We start from the raw sequence: 16,474 nt of genomic DNA on the forward strand, positions 1-16,474 counted from the left end.
GGCTTGGCTGCCGCTTATCCGCGCATTGCCTGGGCGCCGGATTCGGACAATTGGGATATCCAATCCGTCCGTGCGCCATGTCCGAATCCCAAGACAAAAACCTGCCCGCCACCGAACGCAAGCTGCAGAAGACGCGTGAAGACGGCCAGGGTGCGCGCTCGCGCGATCTGTCGCATCTGGCCATTCTGGGTACGGGCGCATTGCTGATGCTGATGGGCACGCAGCCCATGATCAATCATCTGCGCGAGGCCATGGCCCGGCAACTGGTGTTCAACGCTGCGGCGGCCAAGACTCCGGCGCTGATGCTGGAGCGCTTTCAGTCCATGCTGGTGCTGGGTCTGGGCATTGCCGTGATCTTTGCTTTGGTGACCACCACGGCCTCGGTGCTGTCCGGCGTGGCTGCCGGTGGCTGGATCTTCAGCTTCAAGCCCATTCAGCCGCGCTTTGGCAAGCTCAACCCCTTGTCGGGTCTCAAGAATCTGTTTTCCAAGCAGCAGCTGACCACGGTGGTCAAGATGGTGTTCATGACCATCGTGCTGGGCTTTGTAGCCTGGAAGTACATGAGTGCCAATATTGCCGAGATTGCGTCGGTTTCGGCCCAGCCATCGCCCATGGCGCTTGCCATGGTCGGCTCCTGGCTGACCACGGGCATCACCTTGCTGCTGATCGTGGTGCTGCTGGTGGCCCTGATCGACGTGCCGCTGCAGGACTTTCTCTTCAAGTCGCGCCTCAAGATGAGTCATGAGGAGGTCAAGCAGGAGCACAAGGAGTCCGAAGGCAATCCGCAGCTCAAGGGCAAGATCCGCCAGAAGCAGCGCGAGATTGCCGACCGGGCCAGCGTCTCGGCCGTGCCGAAAGCCGACTTTGTAGTCACCAATCCCACCCACTATGCCGTGGCGCTGCGCTATGACGACGCCTCCATGGCCGCTCCCCAGGTCATTGCCAAGGGCACGGATCTGGTGGCGCTCAAGATTCGTGAAATCGCGGGCGCGCACCAGATACCGGTACTGGAGTCGCCCATGCTGGCGCGTGCACTCTATGCGCATGCCGATCTGGATCAGGCCATCCCTGCCGCGCTCTACACCGCGGTGGCCCAGGTACTGGCCTATGTCTATCGTCTCAAGGCTGCACTGAGCGGCCAGGGTCCCATGCCCGATGCCCTGGGAGAGCCCCCCGTGCCCGTGGAGCTGGATCCGCACCGTGGCCGCACCCAGCCTGCGGCGGTCGATGCTGCTGCGCAGCAAGAAGGTAATCTGTGATGTCGTCGAATCCTCTGCAACTGTTCCAGAAGTGGTCTGGCTCCAACGCCGGCGCCCTGCAAGGGATGACTGCTCCCATTCTGGTGGTGGCCATTCTGGGTCTGATGGTGTTGCCCGTGCCGCCCTGGCTGCTGGACACCTTCTTCACCCTCAATATTGCCGTGGCGCTGATGGTGATGATGGTGGCGGCCTATATGATCAAGCCGCTGGACTTTGCGGCCTTCCCTTCGGTGTTGCTGCTGACCACATTGATGCGTCTGTCGCTCAACGTGGCATCGACGCGCGTGGTGCTGATGGAGGGCCACACCGGCCCCGGCGCCGCGGGCGCGGTGATCGAGGCCTTCGGTCACTTCCTGATCGGCGGCAACTTCGCCGTGGGTCTGATCGTGTTCAGCATTCTGGTGGTCATCAACTTCGTGGTGATTACCAAGGGTGCCGAGCGCATTGCCGAAGTCTCGGCCCGCTTCACGCTGGACGCAATGCCCGGCAAGCAGATGGCCGTGGACGCCGATCTGAACGCCGGCCTGATCGACGAGAAGGAGGCCAAGCGCCGGCGTGCCGAAGTGGGCGAGGAAGCCAATTTCTTCGGCTCCATGGACGGTGCCAGCAAGTTTGTGCGTGGCGATGCGATTGCCGGCATTTTGATTCTGGTGATCAACGTCATCGGCGGCCTGATCATCGGCATGGCCCAGCACGGCCTGTCCGCGGGTCAGGCGGCCGACAGCTACATCCTGCTGGCCGTGGGTGACGCGCTGGTGGCGCAGATTCCAGGCCTGCTGATCTCCGTGGCATCGGCCATGGTGATATCGCGCGTGGGCAAGGAATCCGACATGGGCCGCCAGATCGTGCAGCAGCTGTTCATGTCGCCCAAGGTGCTGGGTATCACTGCCGGCGTGATGATCTTGCTGGGTCTGATTCCCGGCATGCCGCATCTGGTGTTCATCAGCATGGGGGCCTTGCTGGGCTGGGGTGCCTGGGTGCTGGACAAGAGGGAAAAAGCCCGTCTGGCCGCCCAAAGCAGTGCCCCGGCGCCCCAGCAGCAGGCTGCGCAAAATGATGGCGAAGCGACCTGGGACGATCTGCAGCCCGTGGACTTGCTGGGTCTGGAGCTGGGCTATCGCCTGATCGCGCTGGTGGACAAGAGCCGCCAGGGCGACCTGCTGACGCGTATCAAGGGCGTGCGCCGCAAGTTTGCGCAGGAGGTCGGCTTTCTGCCGCCGGCCGTGCATGTGCGCGACAACCTGGAACTCAAGCCCAGCGCCTATCGCATGACGCTGCGTGGTGTCATGGTGGGCGAGGGCGAAGCCTTCCCCGGCATGTTCCTGGCCATCAACCCCGGCGGCATCACCACGCCGCTGATCGGCACGGCCACGACGGATCCGGCCTTTGGTCTGCCCGCGCACTGGATCGACGAGCGGCAAAAGGAAGCGGCACAAATGGCCGGTTTTACCGTCGTTGATTCGGAAACCGTGATGGCGACGCATTTGTCACACTTGATGCAAGTGCACGCGGCCAAGCTGTTGTCTCGTACCGAGACGCAGCAGCTCGTTGACCATGTGGCCAAGCTGGCCCCCAAACTCATCGAAGAAGTCATCCCGAAAATGGTGCCCATCACAACGTTCCAGAAAGTGCTCCAGCTGCTGCTGGAGGACTCTGTGCACATTCGTGATATCCGCACCATCATCGAGACGCTGGCCGAAAACGCCACGCAGACGACCGACCCGGTGGAGCTGGCGCGTCGCGTGCGCATTGCACTGTCGCCTGCCATCGTGCAGCAGATCTACGGTCCGACCCGCGAGCTCAATGTGATTGCCATCGAGCCCGGCCTGGAGCGTCTGCTGGTGCAGGCACTGTCGAACCCCAATGCGCCATCGCTGGACCCCGGCGTGGCTGAAATCCTCACACAAAAAGCGGTCGATGTGGCCAACCAACAGGAAGAGCTGGGCCTGCCCGCCTGCCTGCTGGTGCCGGACGCGATCCGCAACTCTCTTGCCAAGCTGCTGCGCCGTGTGGCGCCGCGTCTGCAGGTGCTCGCGCACAGCGAGATTCCCGAGACGCACACCATCCGCATCGGCCCGATTCTTAAAGGTGCAACCGCATGAATATCAAACGCTTTTACGCCCCGACCGCCCGTGAGGCCCTGGCCAAGGCGCGCATGGTTTTTGGCGACGGCACCCTGATTCTCTCCAACCGCCAGACGCCGGACGGAGTGGAAGTCATGGCCACGGCCGAAGAGACACTGCAGGACATGGATGCCGGCATGCAGACTGGCTCGCCCCTGCAAAAGGCGCTGGAGCGCCGTGCAAGCGACGAAGGCATGAGCAGCCTGCGCAAGGAGCATTCGCCTCTGGCTCCCGCTGCTGCCAGGCGCAGCCAGGGCGGTGAGGCCATGAGTACGCTGGAGCATGTGCAGGCGCGCCAGACGGCCAAGGAAGAGCAGGCCCGCGAGATGCAGGTCCAGGCCAAGCCTGTCAAGGCCATCAATGAACTGGCCCGGCATTCCGTGCAGGACGATGTGGAACAGCTGTCCATGAGCACGCTGACCTTCCAGGACTATGTGCGCGAACGCATGCTGCGCCGTCGCCATGAGTCGTCGCTGGACAGCAGCGAAGCTCTGCCTACTTTTGCCCAGCGCGTGCAGGAGCGCAATAACGAGCGCCCCGCCATGGCTGCCAAGTCTCAGGCGGCCGGCGCCGCGGTGGTTCGCCACAATCCTCTGCGTCCCGAGAAGATTCAGCTCAAGGAAAGCGCCAGGCCCGCCAGTGTGGCTGCACCCCAGAACTTCATGCAGGAGATGCAGTCCATGAAGGATCTGATCGAGGAGCGCTTCAACACGTTGACCTGGCTGGGCCAGACGCGTCAGAACCCGATCCAGTCCAGCCTGATGCACAAGCTCATCCGTGCCGGATACTCGCCCGCACTTGCACGTGCGCTGATCGAGAAGCTGCCGGAGACGCTCTCCGCTGGCGACGCCGTGCGCTGGCTGATGCAGGTGCTGGAGCGCAATCTGCGCACCGATGCTGCCCAGCCAGCCATCTATGAGCAAGGCGGAGTGTTTGCCCTGGTCGGCGCGACCGGCGTGGGCAAGACCACGACCACGGCCAAGCTGGCTGCGCTGTGTGCGGCCAAGCACGGTCCCGCATCCGTGGGCCTGATCACGCTGGATACCTACCGCATCGGTGGTCATGACCAGCTGCGCACCTATGCCCGGATGCTGGGCATGGTGGCCCATCAGGCCCATGACAAGGCCGCGCTGCAGGACCTGCTGGGCCTGCTGCAAAGCAAGAAGATGGTGCTGATCGACACCACCGGCGTGGCCCCGCGTGATCCGCGTAAGGACGAGATCATGGATGTGCTGGCCATTGAGGGCGTTCAGCAGCTGCTGGCCGTCAATGCGGCCGCGCAGGGCGATGCGCAGGACGATGTCATGCAGGCCTTCAAGGCGCGCGGCTCGCAGCATGCCATCCTCACCAAGGTCGATGAAGCCGTGAAGGTCGGTCCCTCGGTGGATACGCTGATTCGTCATCAGATCCAGCTATGCGGCGTGACCAATGGTCAGCGCGTGCCCGAAGACTTCGAGCGCGCCAATGCGCAGTTGCTGGTCTCGGCCTCCATGCGCTCGGCTGCCAAGTCGGCGTTTGATCCGCAGTCGCTGGATCTGGACTTCTTCTTTACCCCTTCGTCCGCCAGCGGCGCAGAGGCTGCCCATGCTTGAGCGCCGCTCGCCCCTGCATCAGGGCATGGCTCTGCATATGAGCGATGCCAGCACTGCCGGCTTGCGCGTGCTGGCCGTGCTGCACAGCGCATCCGGTGCCGCTGCCGAGCAGGCCGTGCTGTGGCCGCTGTGCGCCCAACTGCAGCGCCTGGGCCAGAAGGTGCTGGTGCTTGATGGCAGCCAGGCCGAATCCTTTCACACGCCAGGTCTTGCCCAGCTGCTGGCGCAGCATGCCTGGCAGGCCCAGGCGGGACTGCGCGCAAGCGTCGGCGACGCCCAGTCGGTGGCCAGCCTGCCGGCGCGGCAGGGTCTCAAACAGCTCAAGGCCTCGGCCGACGAGATGGGGCTGGACATGCTGACGGCCCTGCAAGCCTATGTGCGCGGCTACACCACCGTGATCATCTATGCGAGCAGCGAAACCTTGACGCCGCTGCTGCAAGGTCAGGGCCTGCAGCCGCTGCTGGTCGTACCGCCCGATTCCGAGCACCTGGTAGAAAGCTACCGCCAGCTCAAGCATCTGGCCGTGTTTGCCGGCGTGGAGTGCACGATTGCTGCGCTGGAAGCGCCGCTGACGGCAGACGGCCCGCAGAAATACGACTGGAGCCGCAAGCAGAGCAGCTCGCAGACAGCCAAGCAAAACGCTCAGACACGATTGCAGCGTCTGAATGCGCTGCTACAGTGTTCGCAGCGCCACCTGGGCGATGCCCCGGTGCTCATGCGCCTGCGCTGGCGCCAGGCCAGCGATCTGCATCAGCTCACGCTGCACATGCTCAAGACGGCCTGCATCCTGCCCATGCATGCCCAGCCCACGGCGGCTGCCGCGCCTGAATCCCTTGTCTGGAGCCATTGACTGCCATGTACACCGCCAAAGGCCAACTCGACCGCGACGCGCTGATTCGTCAGCATGTGCCGCTTGTGCGTCGGATTGCCTTGCACATGATCGCCAAACTGCCACCGAACGTAGAGCTGGATGATTTGATCCAGGTCGGCATGATCGGTCTGGCCGAAGCGCTGTCGCGCTTCGAGAGCGAGCAAGGCGTGCAATTCGACACCTTCGCCAGCCAGCGCATCCGTGGCGCCATGCTCGACGAACTGCGCGAAGGCGACTGGATGAGCCGTAGCTCGCGCAAAAGCCAGAAGGAAATCGAGCAGGCGCTCAATCGCCTGGAGCAGCGTCTGGGCCGGCCCCCGCTGGAGTCGGAGATCGCGGCCGAGCTGGGCATGGCCCTGGACGACTATCAGTCCCTGCTGGGCAAGGTGCGCGGCACGCAGCTGGTCTATCTCGAGGACATAGGCGGAGGTGACGGCGACGATGGCGACGACTATCTGGAGCGGCATGTGGCCGACTCGGGCGCCGACCCCTTTGCCTTGCTGCGTGACCAGCGCATGCGCTCCGCATTGGTCGAGGCCATCAAGGCCCTGCCGGAGCGTGAGCAATATGTGATGGGCATGTACTACGAGCACGACATGAACCTCAAGGAAATCGCCGCCGTGCTTGGCGTGACTGAATCGCGGGTCTGCCAGCTGCACAGCCAGGCCATCGCCCGCCTGCGCACCAAGATGCGCTCGCATTGATTCCCTGAAACGGTTCGCCAGGCGCGGGCCGTTCGTCAGAACAGAAGCCGCCGCGCTGGCAGATTCCATCTGCCCACGTGGCTGTTTTGCTTTTGTGACGCAGTCTGGCTGCGTTCTGGTACTTCGCTATTGATAGCTTGTGGCGTTCTACAGCATTGGGTTCATGGATGTCTTGATCGATCACCTGTCGTCGCTGCAAGCAAAAAGCCCTGTTGCATCGCTGCAGCAGGGCTTTGGGTTGGGTGGCTTTGCAATCAGTGCATCACATGCGGCTGACCGTCGAACATATGCTCGAAACTTGCAAGCCAGGGCTCGGCCAGCACGCGAATCTGGGCATCGTTGCGCAAGATGCGCTGCATGATGCGCGCCTTTTCCTTGCGCAGTTCGGGCGCCAGCTTTTCGTCACGCGAGCGAAAGCGCAGCTGCTCGATCAGCACGGCGCAAGTGCCCTCATAGCGCGCAACACCATCCCAGTCTTTGGCCTGGGCGGCTTGCAGCATCTTGGCGCTGCTCTCCTCTATGGCGCGGTAGAAGTCGATCAATGTGTGCTCCATTTTTTAAGCAGCAGCGGGTGCTGGTGCATTGGTTATTTCATTCCAGCCCTGTGCCACCGTGCTCACAAGGCCTGCGACTTCATCGACCATGCTTGCATCGTTGCGGGCATTGGCCAGGGTCAACCGGGTGGTGCAGTACTCATAGAGCGAGGCCAGGTTGCCGGCCAGCTCGCCCCCTTTTTCGCGGTCCAGCGCGCCCAGCAGGCCTTCCTGCAGAATGCGCACCGCCTTGCCGATATGACGCACTTTCTCATTGATATCACCGCGCTCGATCGCGCCGCGTGCTGCATTGATGGAGGCAAGCAGACCATCAAACAGCATCTTGATCAACTGCTGAGGCGATGCGCTGTCCACCATGGATTGCACACCGACCTGACGGTAAGCCGACATTGCGCGCGCATTGGCTGGGGAAAACATCACAAAACTCCTTTGTTGCAGTTTCTCAAATTACTGTTTGGGTTATCGGCCGACTCAGGGGGCAATTAAGTCCTTTCTGCAGGCTTCAATAGCTTAGCTGCTGGACTTGTTCCATGCGGCTACTTGCTGGGCGACATAGGTATCCAGGGCTTTCAGGCTGGCCATCTGCGTATCAAGACGCGAATATTGGGCGCGCACGCGCGCTTCATAGGCCGTCACACGTGCGCTCTGGCGTTCCTGATCGGCCGTATTGCGCTTGAGCGCATTCTTGAGTGTCTCGTCCTTGGTCGAGAAGGTGCCGCCAGTGGCAAGCAGACCGCTTGTGAAATCCTTCATGCGCACTGCCAGGCCGTCCTGGTTGGCATCGGCAACGTCTGAGGTGAAGAACTTGGACATGCTCTCCGGGTCCTTGAGGGCCTTGTCCAGCTTGGTGTCGTCAATCTTGAGGGTGCCGTCTGTCTGAAAGGCAATGCCCATCTGCGACAAGCTGGTGAACGCGCCACCTTCTCCCCCGGGGCCTGATAGCAAACGGCGCATTGCAGACTGGAGGTTGATGGCGGTTGAATCGCCTTGCAAGGTGCCAGCGGTCTTGCTGTCCTTGTCATAGGCGGTCATGGTCTTCAGGGCGTTGCTGAGTGCGTTATAGGACTCCACCAGATTTTTCAGCGCTGTCTTGGCCGTCGCCGTGTCATTGGCAATGGTGATGCGCACAGGGGCGGCATCTGCCGCCGATTTCTGCGCTACTGTCAACGTCACACCCGCGGCGACGTCTTCAAACACATTGGTGTGCGAGGCCATGTCGATGCCGTTGATCTTGGCCAGAGTGTCCTGCGCCTTGACGGAGCGCTTCATGGTTCCGTCGGTGCCGTTGTAGGCGAATTGCTGCAGCCCAGCGCCTTCAGCCTCCACCGAGAAGGCAGAGTTCACGCCCGTGGTCTTGGATTGCAGCACCAGGCGCTCGCCCGTGTGGTCCTTGAGCACGGTGGCGCTGACATCGCCCTTGGCGGCATTGATCTTGGCTGCAATCTTGGCCAGAGAGTCGTCTTCTGCAGTGATATCCACGCTGAAGCTCACGTTCTTGCCATCCTTGGTATTGGGTGTCAGTCCATTGGCGCCATAGGTTCCCATGGAAATGGTCAGCTTGCCAGGTCCCAGAGTGGTGCCACTGGCCACCAGGCCGGAGCCAATGGTCTGGCCCGCTGCCATCTGCGACACTTCCACGTCATAAGTGGCTTGCACGGCGCTGGATGTTGCCGAGCCTGTCACTTGGGCGGAGTTGGAAGAGGTCAGCGTATTGCCAAGCCAGGTGGCAGGCTTGGTCAGCTTGTCCAGCTGATCCTGCAGATTGGAGATTTGCGACTTGAGCTGGCTGAAGGCCGAGATCTGGGTATTGATACCAGTGGCCTTGGTCTGCAGTGCCGCGATGGGCTTGGACTCCAGCGCCACCAGTTGTTTGACAATGGTTTCTACTTCCAGGCCGCTGCCAATACCGATTGAGCTGATTGCCATACAAAACTCCCTCTGCGCAAGACAGCGGGCGTTTGGTACGCCTGGTCTGCGTCATTGAACAAACGGCGCCTTCGCGCCGTCTTTATGGACAGTACTACGCATTGTGTTTCGGCAGGCCGAAGCAGAACTTGAGTACTAAATACCAAGTGCTGATATCAGCCTTGCAGCAGCTTGAGCACTTGCTGTGGCAGCTGGTTGGCCTGTGCGACCATGGCTGTGCCGGCCTGCTGCAGGATCTGGGTGCGGCTCAAGTTGGCGGTTTCTGCGGCAAAGTCGGCATCCATGATGCGGCTGCGAGAGGCAGAGAGATTTTCCGAGTTGACGCTCAGGTTCTCTACGGTGGTTTCAAAACGGCTTTGGATGGCGCCCAGAGTTGCACGTGCACCGTTGACGGCCTTCAGTGCCGCATCCATGGCAAGAATCGCGTTGTCTGCGCCGGATACACTTGAAATGTTCAAGTCCTTGAATCCAGTCTGTTCCGATGCAGGAGTCGCCACCTTGGACATTACAGTAAGACCAGTCTCCTTAGTGAAATCCGCTGCTGTCGGGGGTGAACCTACTTCAATCTTTAGATTGTTTTCGGTGGTTAGCTTGAGTTTCCCAGACTCGATTGAGGCTGTAACTCCTGTTGCCTTGCTTTGGGCGTTAATAGCGCTGACCATGTCATTCATGCGATTAACAGAGCCAACAGTCACTCCAACGCTGATGACGGCGCCGTTGATCTTGAAGTCTGCCGCATCATATGTTTTGTCTCCGATGTTGGCGCCAGCAACTTGAGTGATCGTTCCTGCAGCCTTGATCCCCTCGACTTTGGGAGGGGGCATGGTTCCTTCGACCTTGGCGGTAATCGCGATACCGGTAGCGCCTACAGTTGTGTCATAAACACTCTCCAAGCCTGCATCTTTGAGTGCTTTGTCTAAATTTGTCTTTGTGGTTGCATCGTCCGGCCCTGTAACAAAGGAAACGGACACTCCATTGACTTTCCAGTTGTTCGTGATTCCTGCGGCTTCAACACCAGCAGGGTTCACTGTAGCGCTAGCCTTCTCAGGTGCGGTAGCGGCAGTACCTGCACCAGCGTCAAACGACTCAGCTCCTGCAGGTTGCGTTACGCTTGTCCACGTTCCCAGTGCATCAGTATTCGCGTTAACGATTGCACTTACGTCGATCGTTTGTCCCTGATTTGCTCCTACTTGGAATGCCATGTTGGTGAACGAACCGTCCAACAACTGTGTTCCATTAAAGCTAGTTTGTTGAGCAATGCGCGAGATTTCCGCTTTGAGTTGCTGCACTTCGGCATCTAAAGCCGCGCGATCCTCTGCGGAGTTGGTTGCGTTGCGAGATTGAACGGCTAACTCTCGAATTCGCTGTAAATTGCTGCCCACAGAGCCAAGAGCTCCTTCAGCTGTCTGCGCTAATGAGATGCCGTCATTGGCATTGCGCATGGCAACCGTTAGGCCGCGCACCTGGGTGGACATGCGCTCGGAAATGGCCAGACCGGCTGCATCATCCTTGGCGCTGTTGATGCGCAAGCCCGAGGACAGGCGCTGCATGGAGGTAGCCAGCTGGCTTTGGGATGAGCTCAGATTGCGTTGCGCATTGAGCGACTGGATATTGGTATTGATGATGGCTGCCATGGCGTGTGCTCCTGTTTCAAGCCAGTAAACCGGCGACGTACTAGCCGTTTTCACGACCAGCGACGGCGCTGGCCCACGTGACCGGAAACACGGACGAAGTCTGGTATTCCGGGTACGAGGATTGTTGGAGCAAGCCATGCAGGACATAAGACCGATAAGAGGCCTAAAGTCCTGCCATTTTTACAATTGACGGTTACATATAGGGTGCTGCAGGACAACAAAAAGACCTCCCGAGGGAGGTCTGGAATGGCGCTGACTGCACCGGCGCATGGCTGGCGCAGCTGCTTGACGCAATTAACGCAGCAGGGACAGCACGCCCTGGGGCAGCTGGTTGGCCTGGGCCACCATCGCTGTGCCGGCTTGCTGCAGAATCTGCGAGCGGCTCAGATTGGCGGTTTCTGCGGCGAAGTCTGCATCGGTGATGCGGGACTTGGAGGCCGACAGATTTTCGCTGTTCACGCTCAGGTTGGAAACCACGGATTCAAAGCGGTTCTGGATGGCGCCCAGGTCGGCGCGTGCGGAGTTCACCGATTTCAGAGCAGCATCCATGGCCAAGATGGCGTTATCAGCACCAGCGACAGTCGAAATATCCAGATTGTCAAAGCCGGTTTGCTGGGATGCTGGCGTAGCTACCTTGGACATTAATGTCAAACCGGTTTCTGCGGTGAGCTCAGCGGCGGTGTCTGATGTGGTTTTGGCGCCGACTTCAATTTTCAGATTGTTTTCAGTCGACAGTTTGAGCTTGCCACCATCTACAGATGCAGTAACTCCAGTTGCTTTTGTCTGTGCATTAATGGCACTCACCATATCATTCATGCGATTGACAGAGCCAACGGTTACGCCAACATTGATGACTGTTCCGTTAATTTTGAAATCTGCGGCTGCATAGACTTTGTCGCCAATGCTGGCTCCAGCGGCTTGAGTAACAGTGCCACCAGTCTTAATGCCCTCAACTTTAGGAGGAATCATCGTGCCTTCAACCTTGGCCTCGATTTTCATTTCTCCTGCCGTTGCGGTCTTTGCAGCAGTGAAGACAGAGTCTAGTCCTGCATCCTTCAATGCCTGATTCAGATTAACTGCAGTTGCATCATCGTCTGCACCAGTCACAAACGAAACTGAGGTCCCATTTACCTTCCAGTTGTTTGCTGTGCCTGCTGCTTCAAGGCCTGCGCCAACAATTGCGCTACCTTTCACTGCTACGGTCGCCGCTGTGCCTGCGGCAGCGTCGAAGGACTCTGCAGCTGCAGGCTGAGTTACGCTATTCCAAGAGCCAAGTGTGGACACACTGGCGTTAACAATGTTGTCAACCTTGATGGTCTGGCCTTGGTTTGCACCGACCTGGAACTCTTGTGCGGTAAACGAGCCATCCAGCAGCTTGGTGCCGTTGAACGAGGTGTCGGTGGCAACGCGGTCAATCTCACTCTTGAGTTGTGTCACTTCCTTTTGCAAGGCAGCACGGTCTTCGGTGGAGTTGGTTGCATTGCGCGATTGCACCGCCAGTTCGCGGATACGCTGCAGATTGCTGCCGATGGTGCTCAGTGCGCCTTCAGCAGTCTGGGCCAGCGAGACACCGTCATTGGCGTTGCGCTGTGCCTGGTTCAGGCCGCGAACCTGGGCGCTCATGCGTTCGGCAATGGCCAAGCCAGCTGCATCGTCCTTGGCGCTGTTGATGCGCATGCCGGACGACAGGCGCTGCATGGAAGTCGACAGCGAAGATTGCGAGGTGCCCAGGTTGCGCTGTGCGTTGAGCGACTGGATATTGGTGTTGATGGTCATTGCCATGATGCGAACTCCTTGATGCGATCAAAACGTCGCCGCCACAGTGACCTGAAATATTCAGGGTGGGCGGCGGCGGCAGCCCAATCCAGCACCCCAGCCTGCAGTTCCTTATGTTTTGCTGCTGTGGCTCGCTGGTGACAGGGCTTTGTTTCCCTGTTGAAGCTGTTATCGGAGCGATCCCTCCAAAACTTTAGAGAGTTCTGCAAATATTTTTCGGGATGTAACGATTGCTGGAGCTTTGCTTTGCTTGCATGCCGCAGGCGCCTTCACGTCGCTGCTTGGCTCGGAATTACCCTACATAACGGCGGCTAGCTGCCGATCTAGCTTCCAAACGCCCAGCTTTTTGCACCTATGGCGGGGCTTCTGCAACTTCACAATCGGCACCATGCTTGTTCTCATCGGTTATATCGTCGCCTTCGGCTGCATCTTCGGCATGTATGTGCTGCACGGCGGCAGCGTGGGCGTTCTTGTCAAGGCGCTGCCGTTCGAGATGGTGACCATTGGCGGTGGCGCCCTGGGCGCTTTCATCGTCAGCAACCAGCCCAAGGTGCTCAAGGCCACGGCCAAGGCGATTCCCTCGGCGCTCAAGCCCTCGCGCTATAACAAGGCGCGCTATATGGAAGTGATGGCGCTTCTGTACGAGCTGCTGCAGAAGGCGCGCAAGGAAGGCCTGATGTCGATCGAGTCCGATGTGGAAGATCCGCAGTCCTCGACGGTGTTTCAGAACTATCCGCAACTGATGGCCGACCACCATGTCGTCGAGTTCCTGACCGACTATCTGCGCATGATGGTCTCGGGCAATCTCAACTCGCACGAGATCGAGGCGCTGATGGATAGCGAAATCGAAGCCCATCATGCCGAGGCCCACGCGCCGGTAATGGCACTGAATCGTCTGGCGGGCGCCTTGCCTGCCTTCGGCATTATTGCGGCCGTGCTGGGTGTGGTGAACACGATGGCTTTCGTGGGGCAGCCCCCTGCGGTGCTGGGCGGCATGATTGCCTCGGCGCTGGTGGGTACCTTCCTTGGGATCTTGCTGGCTTATGCGCTGGTGGAGCCCATGGCGGCCCTACTGGAGCAGCGTGCCCAGGATGCGGCCAAGGAGTTTGAGTGCATCAAGGCGACGCTGCTGGCCAGCATGCAGGGCTACAACCCGGGCACGGCCATCGAGTTCGGCCGCAAGGTGCTGTTCTCCACCGAGCGCCCAGGATTTCTGGAGCTGGAGTCGCACGTCAAGGGTAAGAAGTGATGAGTACCTGCTCTCGCCAGGATCTAGTGATGGAGCGCAGCCATGGCTGACAAGAAGCTGCAGCCCATCATCATCAAGCGCGTCAAGAAGACCGCCCATGCCCACCATGGTGGTGCCTGGAAGATTGCCTATGCCGACTTTGTGACGGCGATGATGGCCTTCTTCCTGCTGATGTGGCTGCTGGGCTCGACAGCTCAGGGGGAGCTGCAGGGGATTGCCGCGTATTTCAATTCGCCGCTGAAGGTGGCCATGTCGGGCGGCAGCGGTGCGGGTAACAGCTCCAGCATCGTGCCCGGAGGCGGCAACGACCTGTCCAAGGTGCACGGCCAGGTGCGCCGCTCCGAGTCCGAAGACAATGCCAACCGCCGCTCCAGCCAGGCCATGGGCCGGGCCGATGAGTCCGCACGCGACGCACAGCGCCTGCATGCGCTCAAGGCCAAGGTGGACAGCATGATTGCCAATAATGCGCGCCTGAACGAGTTCCGCTCGCAGATTCGCACGGAGATCACGCATGACGGCCTGATGATCCAGATCGTCGATGATCAGAACCGCCCCATGTTCGATAGCGGCAGTGCCGTGGTCAAGCCCTATATGCGCGACATCCTGCGCGAGATTGGGGCGGCCATGGGCAATGCGGAAAATCGCATCAGTCTCTCGGGGCACACCGATGCCGCACCCTACGGCAATGCCGATCGCGGCTACAGCAACTGGGAGCTGTCGGCCGACCGCGCCAACGCATCGCGCCGCGAGTTGGTGGCTGCCGGCATGCCGCTGGACAAGCTGGCACGCGTGGTGGGCATGTCCAGCAGCGACCTGCTGCTGCCCGAGGAGCCGCGCGCTGCGCAGAACCGCCGCATCACCATTACCGTGCTGACCAAGGAGGCCGAGCGCCGTGTGCTGGGCAACGACAAGGAGCGCAGCACGGAGCAGGTGACCAGTGCCGAGGAAGCTGCCAGCACGATCAACCAACCCAAGGCCCGGCGCGCAGTACCCAGCGCTGCCGACAAGCAGTCTCTGGATGCCAAGGAAGAGTTTGTTGTAACAAACCCTGAAGTTGCCACGGAGACTGTCGAAAAGCCTGACAATGCACGTCCAATGCCGGGAGGTTGACAAATTGTTACCATCACGGCTGAAAACTTGTTCCCACGCACCTATTCCGACCGAAAGGGCCTCTCGTGGCTAATGCCCTGCGATTTTTGATTGTTGACGACTTCTCCACCATGCGCCGCATCGTGCGCAATCTGCTCAAGGAGAGTGGCTTTGCCGATGCCGATGAAGCCGAAGATGGTGTGGTTGCCATCACCAAGCTGCGTGCTAGCAAGTTCGACTTTGTGGTGACCGACATCAATATGCCGAACATGAACGGCTTTCAGCTGCTGAGCGAAATCAAGCAGGACGAAAAGCTCAAGCATCTGCCGGTGCTGATGGTGACCGCCGAAGCACGCAAGGAAGATATCGTGGCTGCCGCCCAGGGCGGAGCGGCCGGCTATATCGTCAAGCCCTTCACCAAGGCCACGCTGGAAGAGAAGGTCAATCTCATCATCAAGAAACTCGATCTCTGAGCCATGAGCAGCGACCAGGCTTCCGCCAACGTCCACTACAAGATTGGCGTGCTCACGCGCCAGTTGCATAACTCGCTCAATGAGCTGGGTTATGCGGATCGTTTGCGCGGCAGTGCGGGGGAGCTTCCCGATGCGCAAAGCCGCCTGTCCTATATCGCCCGTCTGACGGGGGAAGCTGCCAACAAGGTGCTGGGTCAGGTCGAGGTGACTCAGAACCGCCAGGATGCGCTGGCCGAGCGCACTCGAGCCATGCGTGCAGAACTCATCAAGGATCCGGTGGCCGCGGTGGCCAAGGGGCGCGTGATGAACTATCTGCAGGAGGTGGAAGAGGGCACGGAGCAGACCAACAGCCATCTGACCGAGATCATGATGGCGCAGGACTTCCATGACCTCACCGGCCAGGTGATCGCGCGCGTTGTGGCGCTGGCGGCCGATCTGGAGTCGCAACTGCTGGAGCTGCTGATCCAGACTTCGCCGGATGCTGCGCAGGCACCGGCCCTGGCGCCTGTGGAAGCCGCGCAGCCCAAGCTGGCCGGCCCGGTGGTGGATCCCGAAAACACGGCAGACGTGGTGACCTCGCAGTCCCAGGTGGATGATCTGCTGGCCAGTCTTGGCTTTTAAAAAATATAGCTGCCTGCGCTTTGCAGATAAGCGTTTGAGCCTGAAAAGCCTGATCTTTTGAATGGATCGGGCTTTTTTATTGGGCACAGCTGGGCGGGCAGGGCGCAAAAAGCCCGCATGTCATCACAACATGCGGGCAAGCCTTGGAGGGCAATCTGCCTTTTGAGCGATGTGCGGCGTTGCGCCGATCACACCTGCATATTCATCACATCGGAGTAGGCCTGCACCAGGCGGTTGCGCACATGCAGCGTGGCTTGAAAGCCGATCTGCGATTTCTGCATGGCCACCATGGTCTGCTCAAGGCTGACGGCGGGGTTTTCCAGCTGCACTTCGCGCTGCAGCTGGCCGGAATGGTTTTGAGCGGCGCTCACCGATTGCAGGGCATTTTGCAGAGCCTGACCAAAGCCGCCGGCCACGGGCGCAGTGCCGGCGCTGCCGACCTTGGTGAGCTGGTTGCCCAGCTGGGCGGGGTTGATTGCTGGGATCTTCAGGTCCATATATTTATCCAACTGGCTTGGTGAGTTGGAGGTGATCGTAGGTTTTTCGCCTGATCGCAGACGGGCAATAAGTGGGTGAATCGGCTTGCTTATCGGGGGAACGCCG

Annotated in this window: 15 protein-coding genes; 9 read left to right on the forward strand and 6 right to left on the reverse strand. The window is 60.0% G+C overall.

Features of this window, described 5'->3' with window-relative positions; genetic code table 11:
• The first annotated feature begins 77 nt into the window (after nucleotides 1-77).
• From flhB to MPZ60_RS02240, 5 genes are read left to right on the forward strand one after another with little or no spacing between them, the layout of a single operon-like run.
• Complete coding sequence (gene flhB / locus MPZ60_RS02220; RefSeq protein WP_003065511.1) at nucleotides 78-1,259, forward strand: flagellar biosynthesis protein FlhB; 1,182 nt, start codon at nucleotides 78-80, stop codon at nucleotides 1,257-1,259.
• A complete protein-coding gene (gene flhA / locus MPZ60_RS02225; RefSeq protein ID WP_003065509.1) occupies nucleotides 1,259-3,361 on the forward strand; it encodes a flagellar biosynthesis protein FlhA in 2,103 nt (700 codons plus the stop codon). Before flhB ends, flhA begins: the two co-directional genes overlap by 1 nt.
• Complete coding sequence (gene flhF, locus MPZ60_RS02230) at nucleotides 3,358-4,974, forward strand: flagellar biosynthesis protein FlhF (RefSeq protein WP_034353111.1); 1,617 nt, start codon at nucleotides 3,358-3,360, stop codon at nucleotides 4,972-4,974. The genes flhA and flhF overlap by 4 nt, the downstream gene beginning before the upstream one ends.
• A complete protein-coding gene (locus tag MPZ60_RS02235) occupies nucleotides 4,967-5,824 on the forward strand; it encodes a hypothetical protein (protein WP_034353113.1) in 858 nt (285 codons plus the stop codon). The genes flhF and MPZ60_RS02235 overlap by 8 nt, the downstream gene beginning before the upstream one ends.
• A 5-nt stretch (nucleotides 5,825-5,829) precedes the next feature.
• On the forward strand, nucleotides 5,830-6,549 hold the full coding sequence (locus tag MPZ60_RS02240; protein WP_003059180.1) for an RNA polymerase sigma factor FliA: 720 nt from the start codon (nucleotides 5,830-5,832) through the stop codon (nucleotides 6,547-6,549).
• Nucleotides 6,550-6,803: 254 nt separating this feature from the next.
• Here MPZ60_RS02240 and MPZ60_RS02245 read toward each other — a convergent pair whose 3' ends face one another.
• The 5 genes from MPZ60_RS02245 to MPZ60_RS02265 form a co-directional block, all read right to left on the reverse strand.
• The gene (locus MPZ60_RS02245) at nucleotides 6,804-7,103 is read right to left on the reverse strand and encodes a flagellar protein FliT (protein WP_003059178.1); all 300 of its coding nucleotides are present in this window, start codon (nucleotides 7,101-7,103) and stop codon (nucleotides 6,804-6,806) included.
• A 3-nt stretch (nucleotides 7,104-7,106) separates the two neighbouring features.
• Nucleotides 7,107-7,520 carry a flagellar export chaperone FliS gene (fliS, locus tag MPZ60_RS02250; protein ID WP_012836860.1) on the reverse strand — a complete coding sequence of 138 codons (414 nt, stop codon included), beginning with the start codon at nucleotides 7,518-7,520 and terminating at the stop codon, nucleotides 7,107-7,109.
• A gap of 93 nt (nucleotides 7,521-7,613) precedes the next feature.
• Nucleotides 7,614-9,029 (reverse strand): flagellar filament capping protein FliD, encoded by a 1,416-nt coding sequence (gene fliD, locus MPZ60_RS02255; protein WP_034353116.1) that lies wholly within the window; start codon nucleotides 9,027-9,029, stop codon nucleotides 7,614-7,616.
• A 155-nt stretch (nucleotides 9,030-9,184) separates the two neighbouring features.
• Nucleotides 9,185-10,663 carry a flagellin gene (locus MPZ60_RS02260; protein WP_034353120.1) on the reverse strand — a complete coding sequence of 493 codons (1,479 nt, stop codon included), beginning with the start codon at nucleotides 10,661-10,663 and terminating at the stop codon, nucleotides 9,185-9,187.
• 294 nt (nucleotides 10,664-10,957) lie between these two features.
• Entirely contained in the window at nucleotides 10,958-12,445 is a 1,488-nt protein-coding gene (locus tag MPZ60_RS02265) for a flagellin (RefSeq protein WP_034353123.1), read from the reverse strand.
• A gap of 382 nt (nucleotides 12,446-12,827) precedes the next feature.
• On the opposite strand from MPZ60_RS02265, the gene motA reads away from it, so the two are divergent.
• The 4 genes from motA to MPZ60_RS02285 all read left to right on the forward strand — a co-directional run bounded on the left by motA (nucleotide 12,828) and on the right by MPZ60_RS02285 (nucleotide 15,871).
• Nucleotides 12,828-13,688, forward strand: a complete 861-nt coding sequence (gene motA / locus MPZ60_RS02270; protein ID WP_003059167.1) for a flagellar motor stator protein MotA — start codon at nucleotides 12,828-12,830, stop codon at nucleotides 13,686-13,688.
• Between the two features lie 42 nt (nucleotides 13,689-13,730).
• Nucleotides 13,731-14,798, forward strand: coding sequence for a flagellar motor protein MotB (motB, locus tag MPZ60_RS02275; protein ID WP_034353126.1), 1,068 nt, complete (start codon nucleotides 13,731-13,733; stop codon nucleotides 14,796-14,798).
• Nucleotides 14,799-14,863: 65 nt separating this feature from the next.
• A complete protein-coding gene (gene cheY / locus MPZ60_RS02280; protein WP_003065483.1) occupies nucleotides 14,864-15,250 on the forward strand; it encodes a chemotaxis response regulator CheY in 387 nt (128 codons plus the stop codon).
• Between the two features lie 3 nt (nucleotides 15,251-15,253).
• The gene (locus MPZ60_RS02285; protein WP_012836866.1) at nucleotides 15,254-15,871 is read left to right on the forward strand and encodes a protein phosphatase CheZ; all 618 of its coding nucleotides are present in this window, start codon (nucleotides 15,254-15,256) and stop codon (nucleotides 15,869-15,871) included.
• Between the two features lie 188 nt (nucleotides 15,872-16,059).
• Here the strand turns inward: MPZ60_RS02285 and fliE are convergent, their stop codons facing one another.
• Nucleotides 16,060-16,368 (reverse strand): flagellar hook-basal body complex protein FliE, encoded by a 309-nt coding sequence (fliE, locus tag MPZ60_RS02290; RefSeq protein WP_003065477.1) that lies wholly within the window; start codon nucleotides 16,366-16,368, stop codon nucleotides 16,060-16,062.
• Nucleotides 16,369-16,474 lie beyond the last annotated feature (106 nt).

Source organism: Comamonas sp. 7D-2 (assembly GCF_022749555.1).
Classification (GTDB): Bacteria; Pseudomonadota; Gammaproteobacteria; order Burkholderiales; family Burkholderiaceae_C; genus Comamonas; species Comamonas thiooxydans.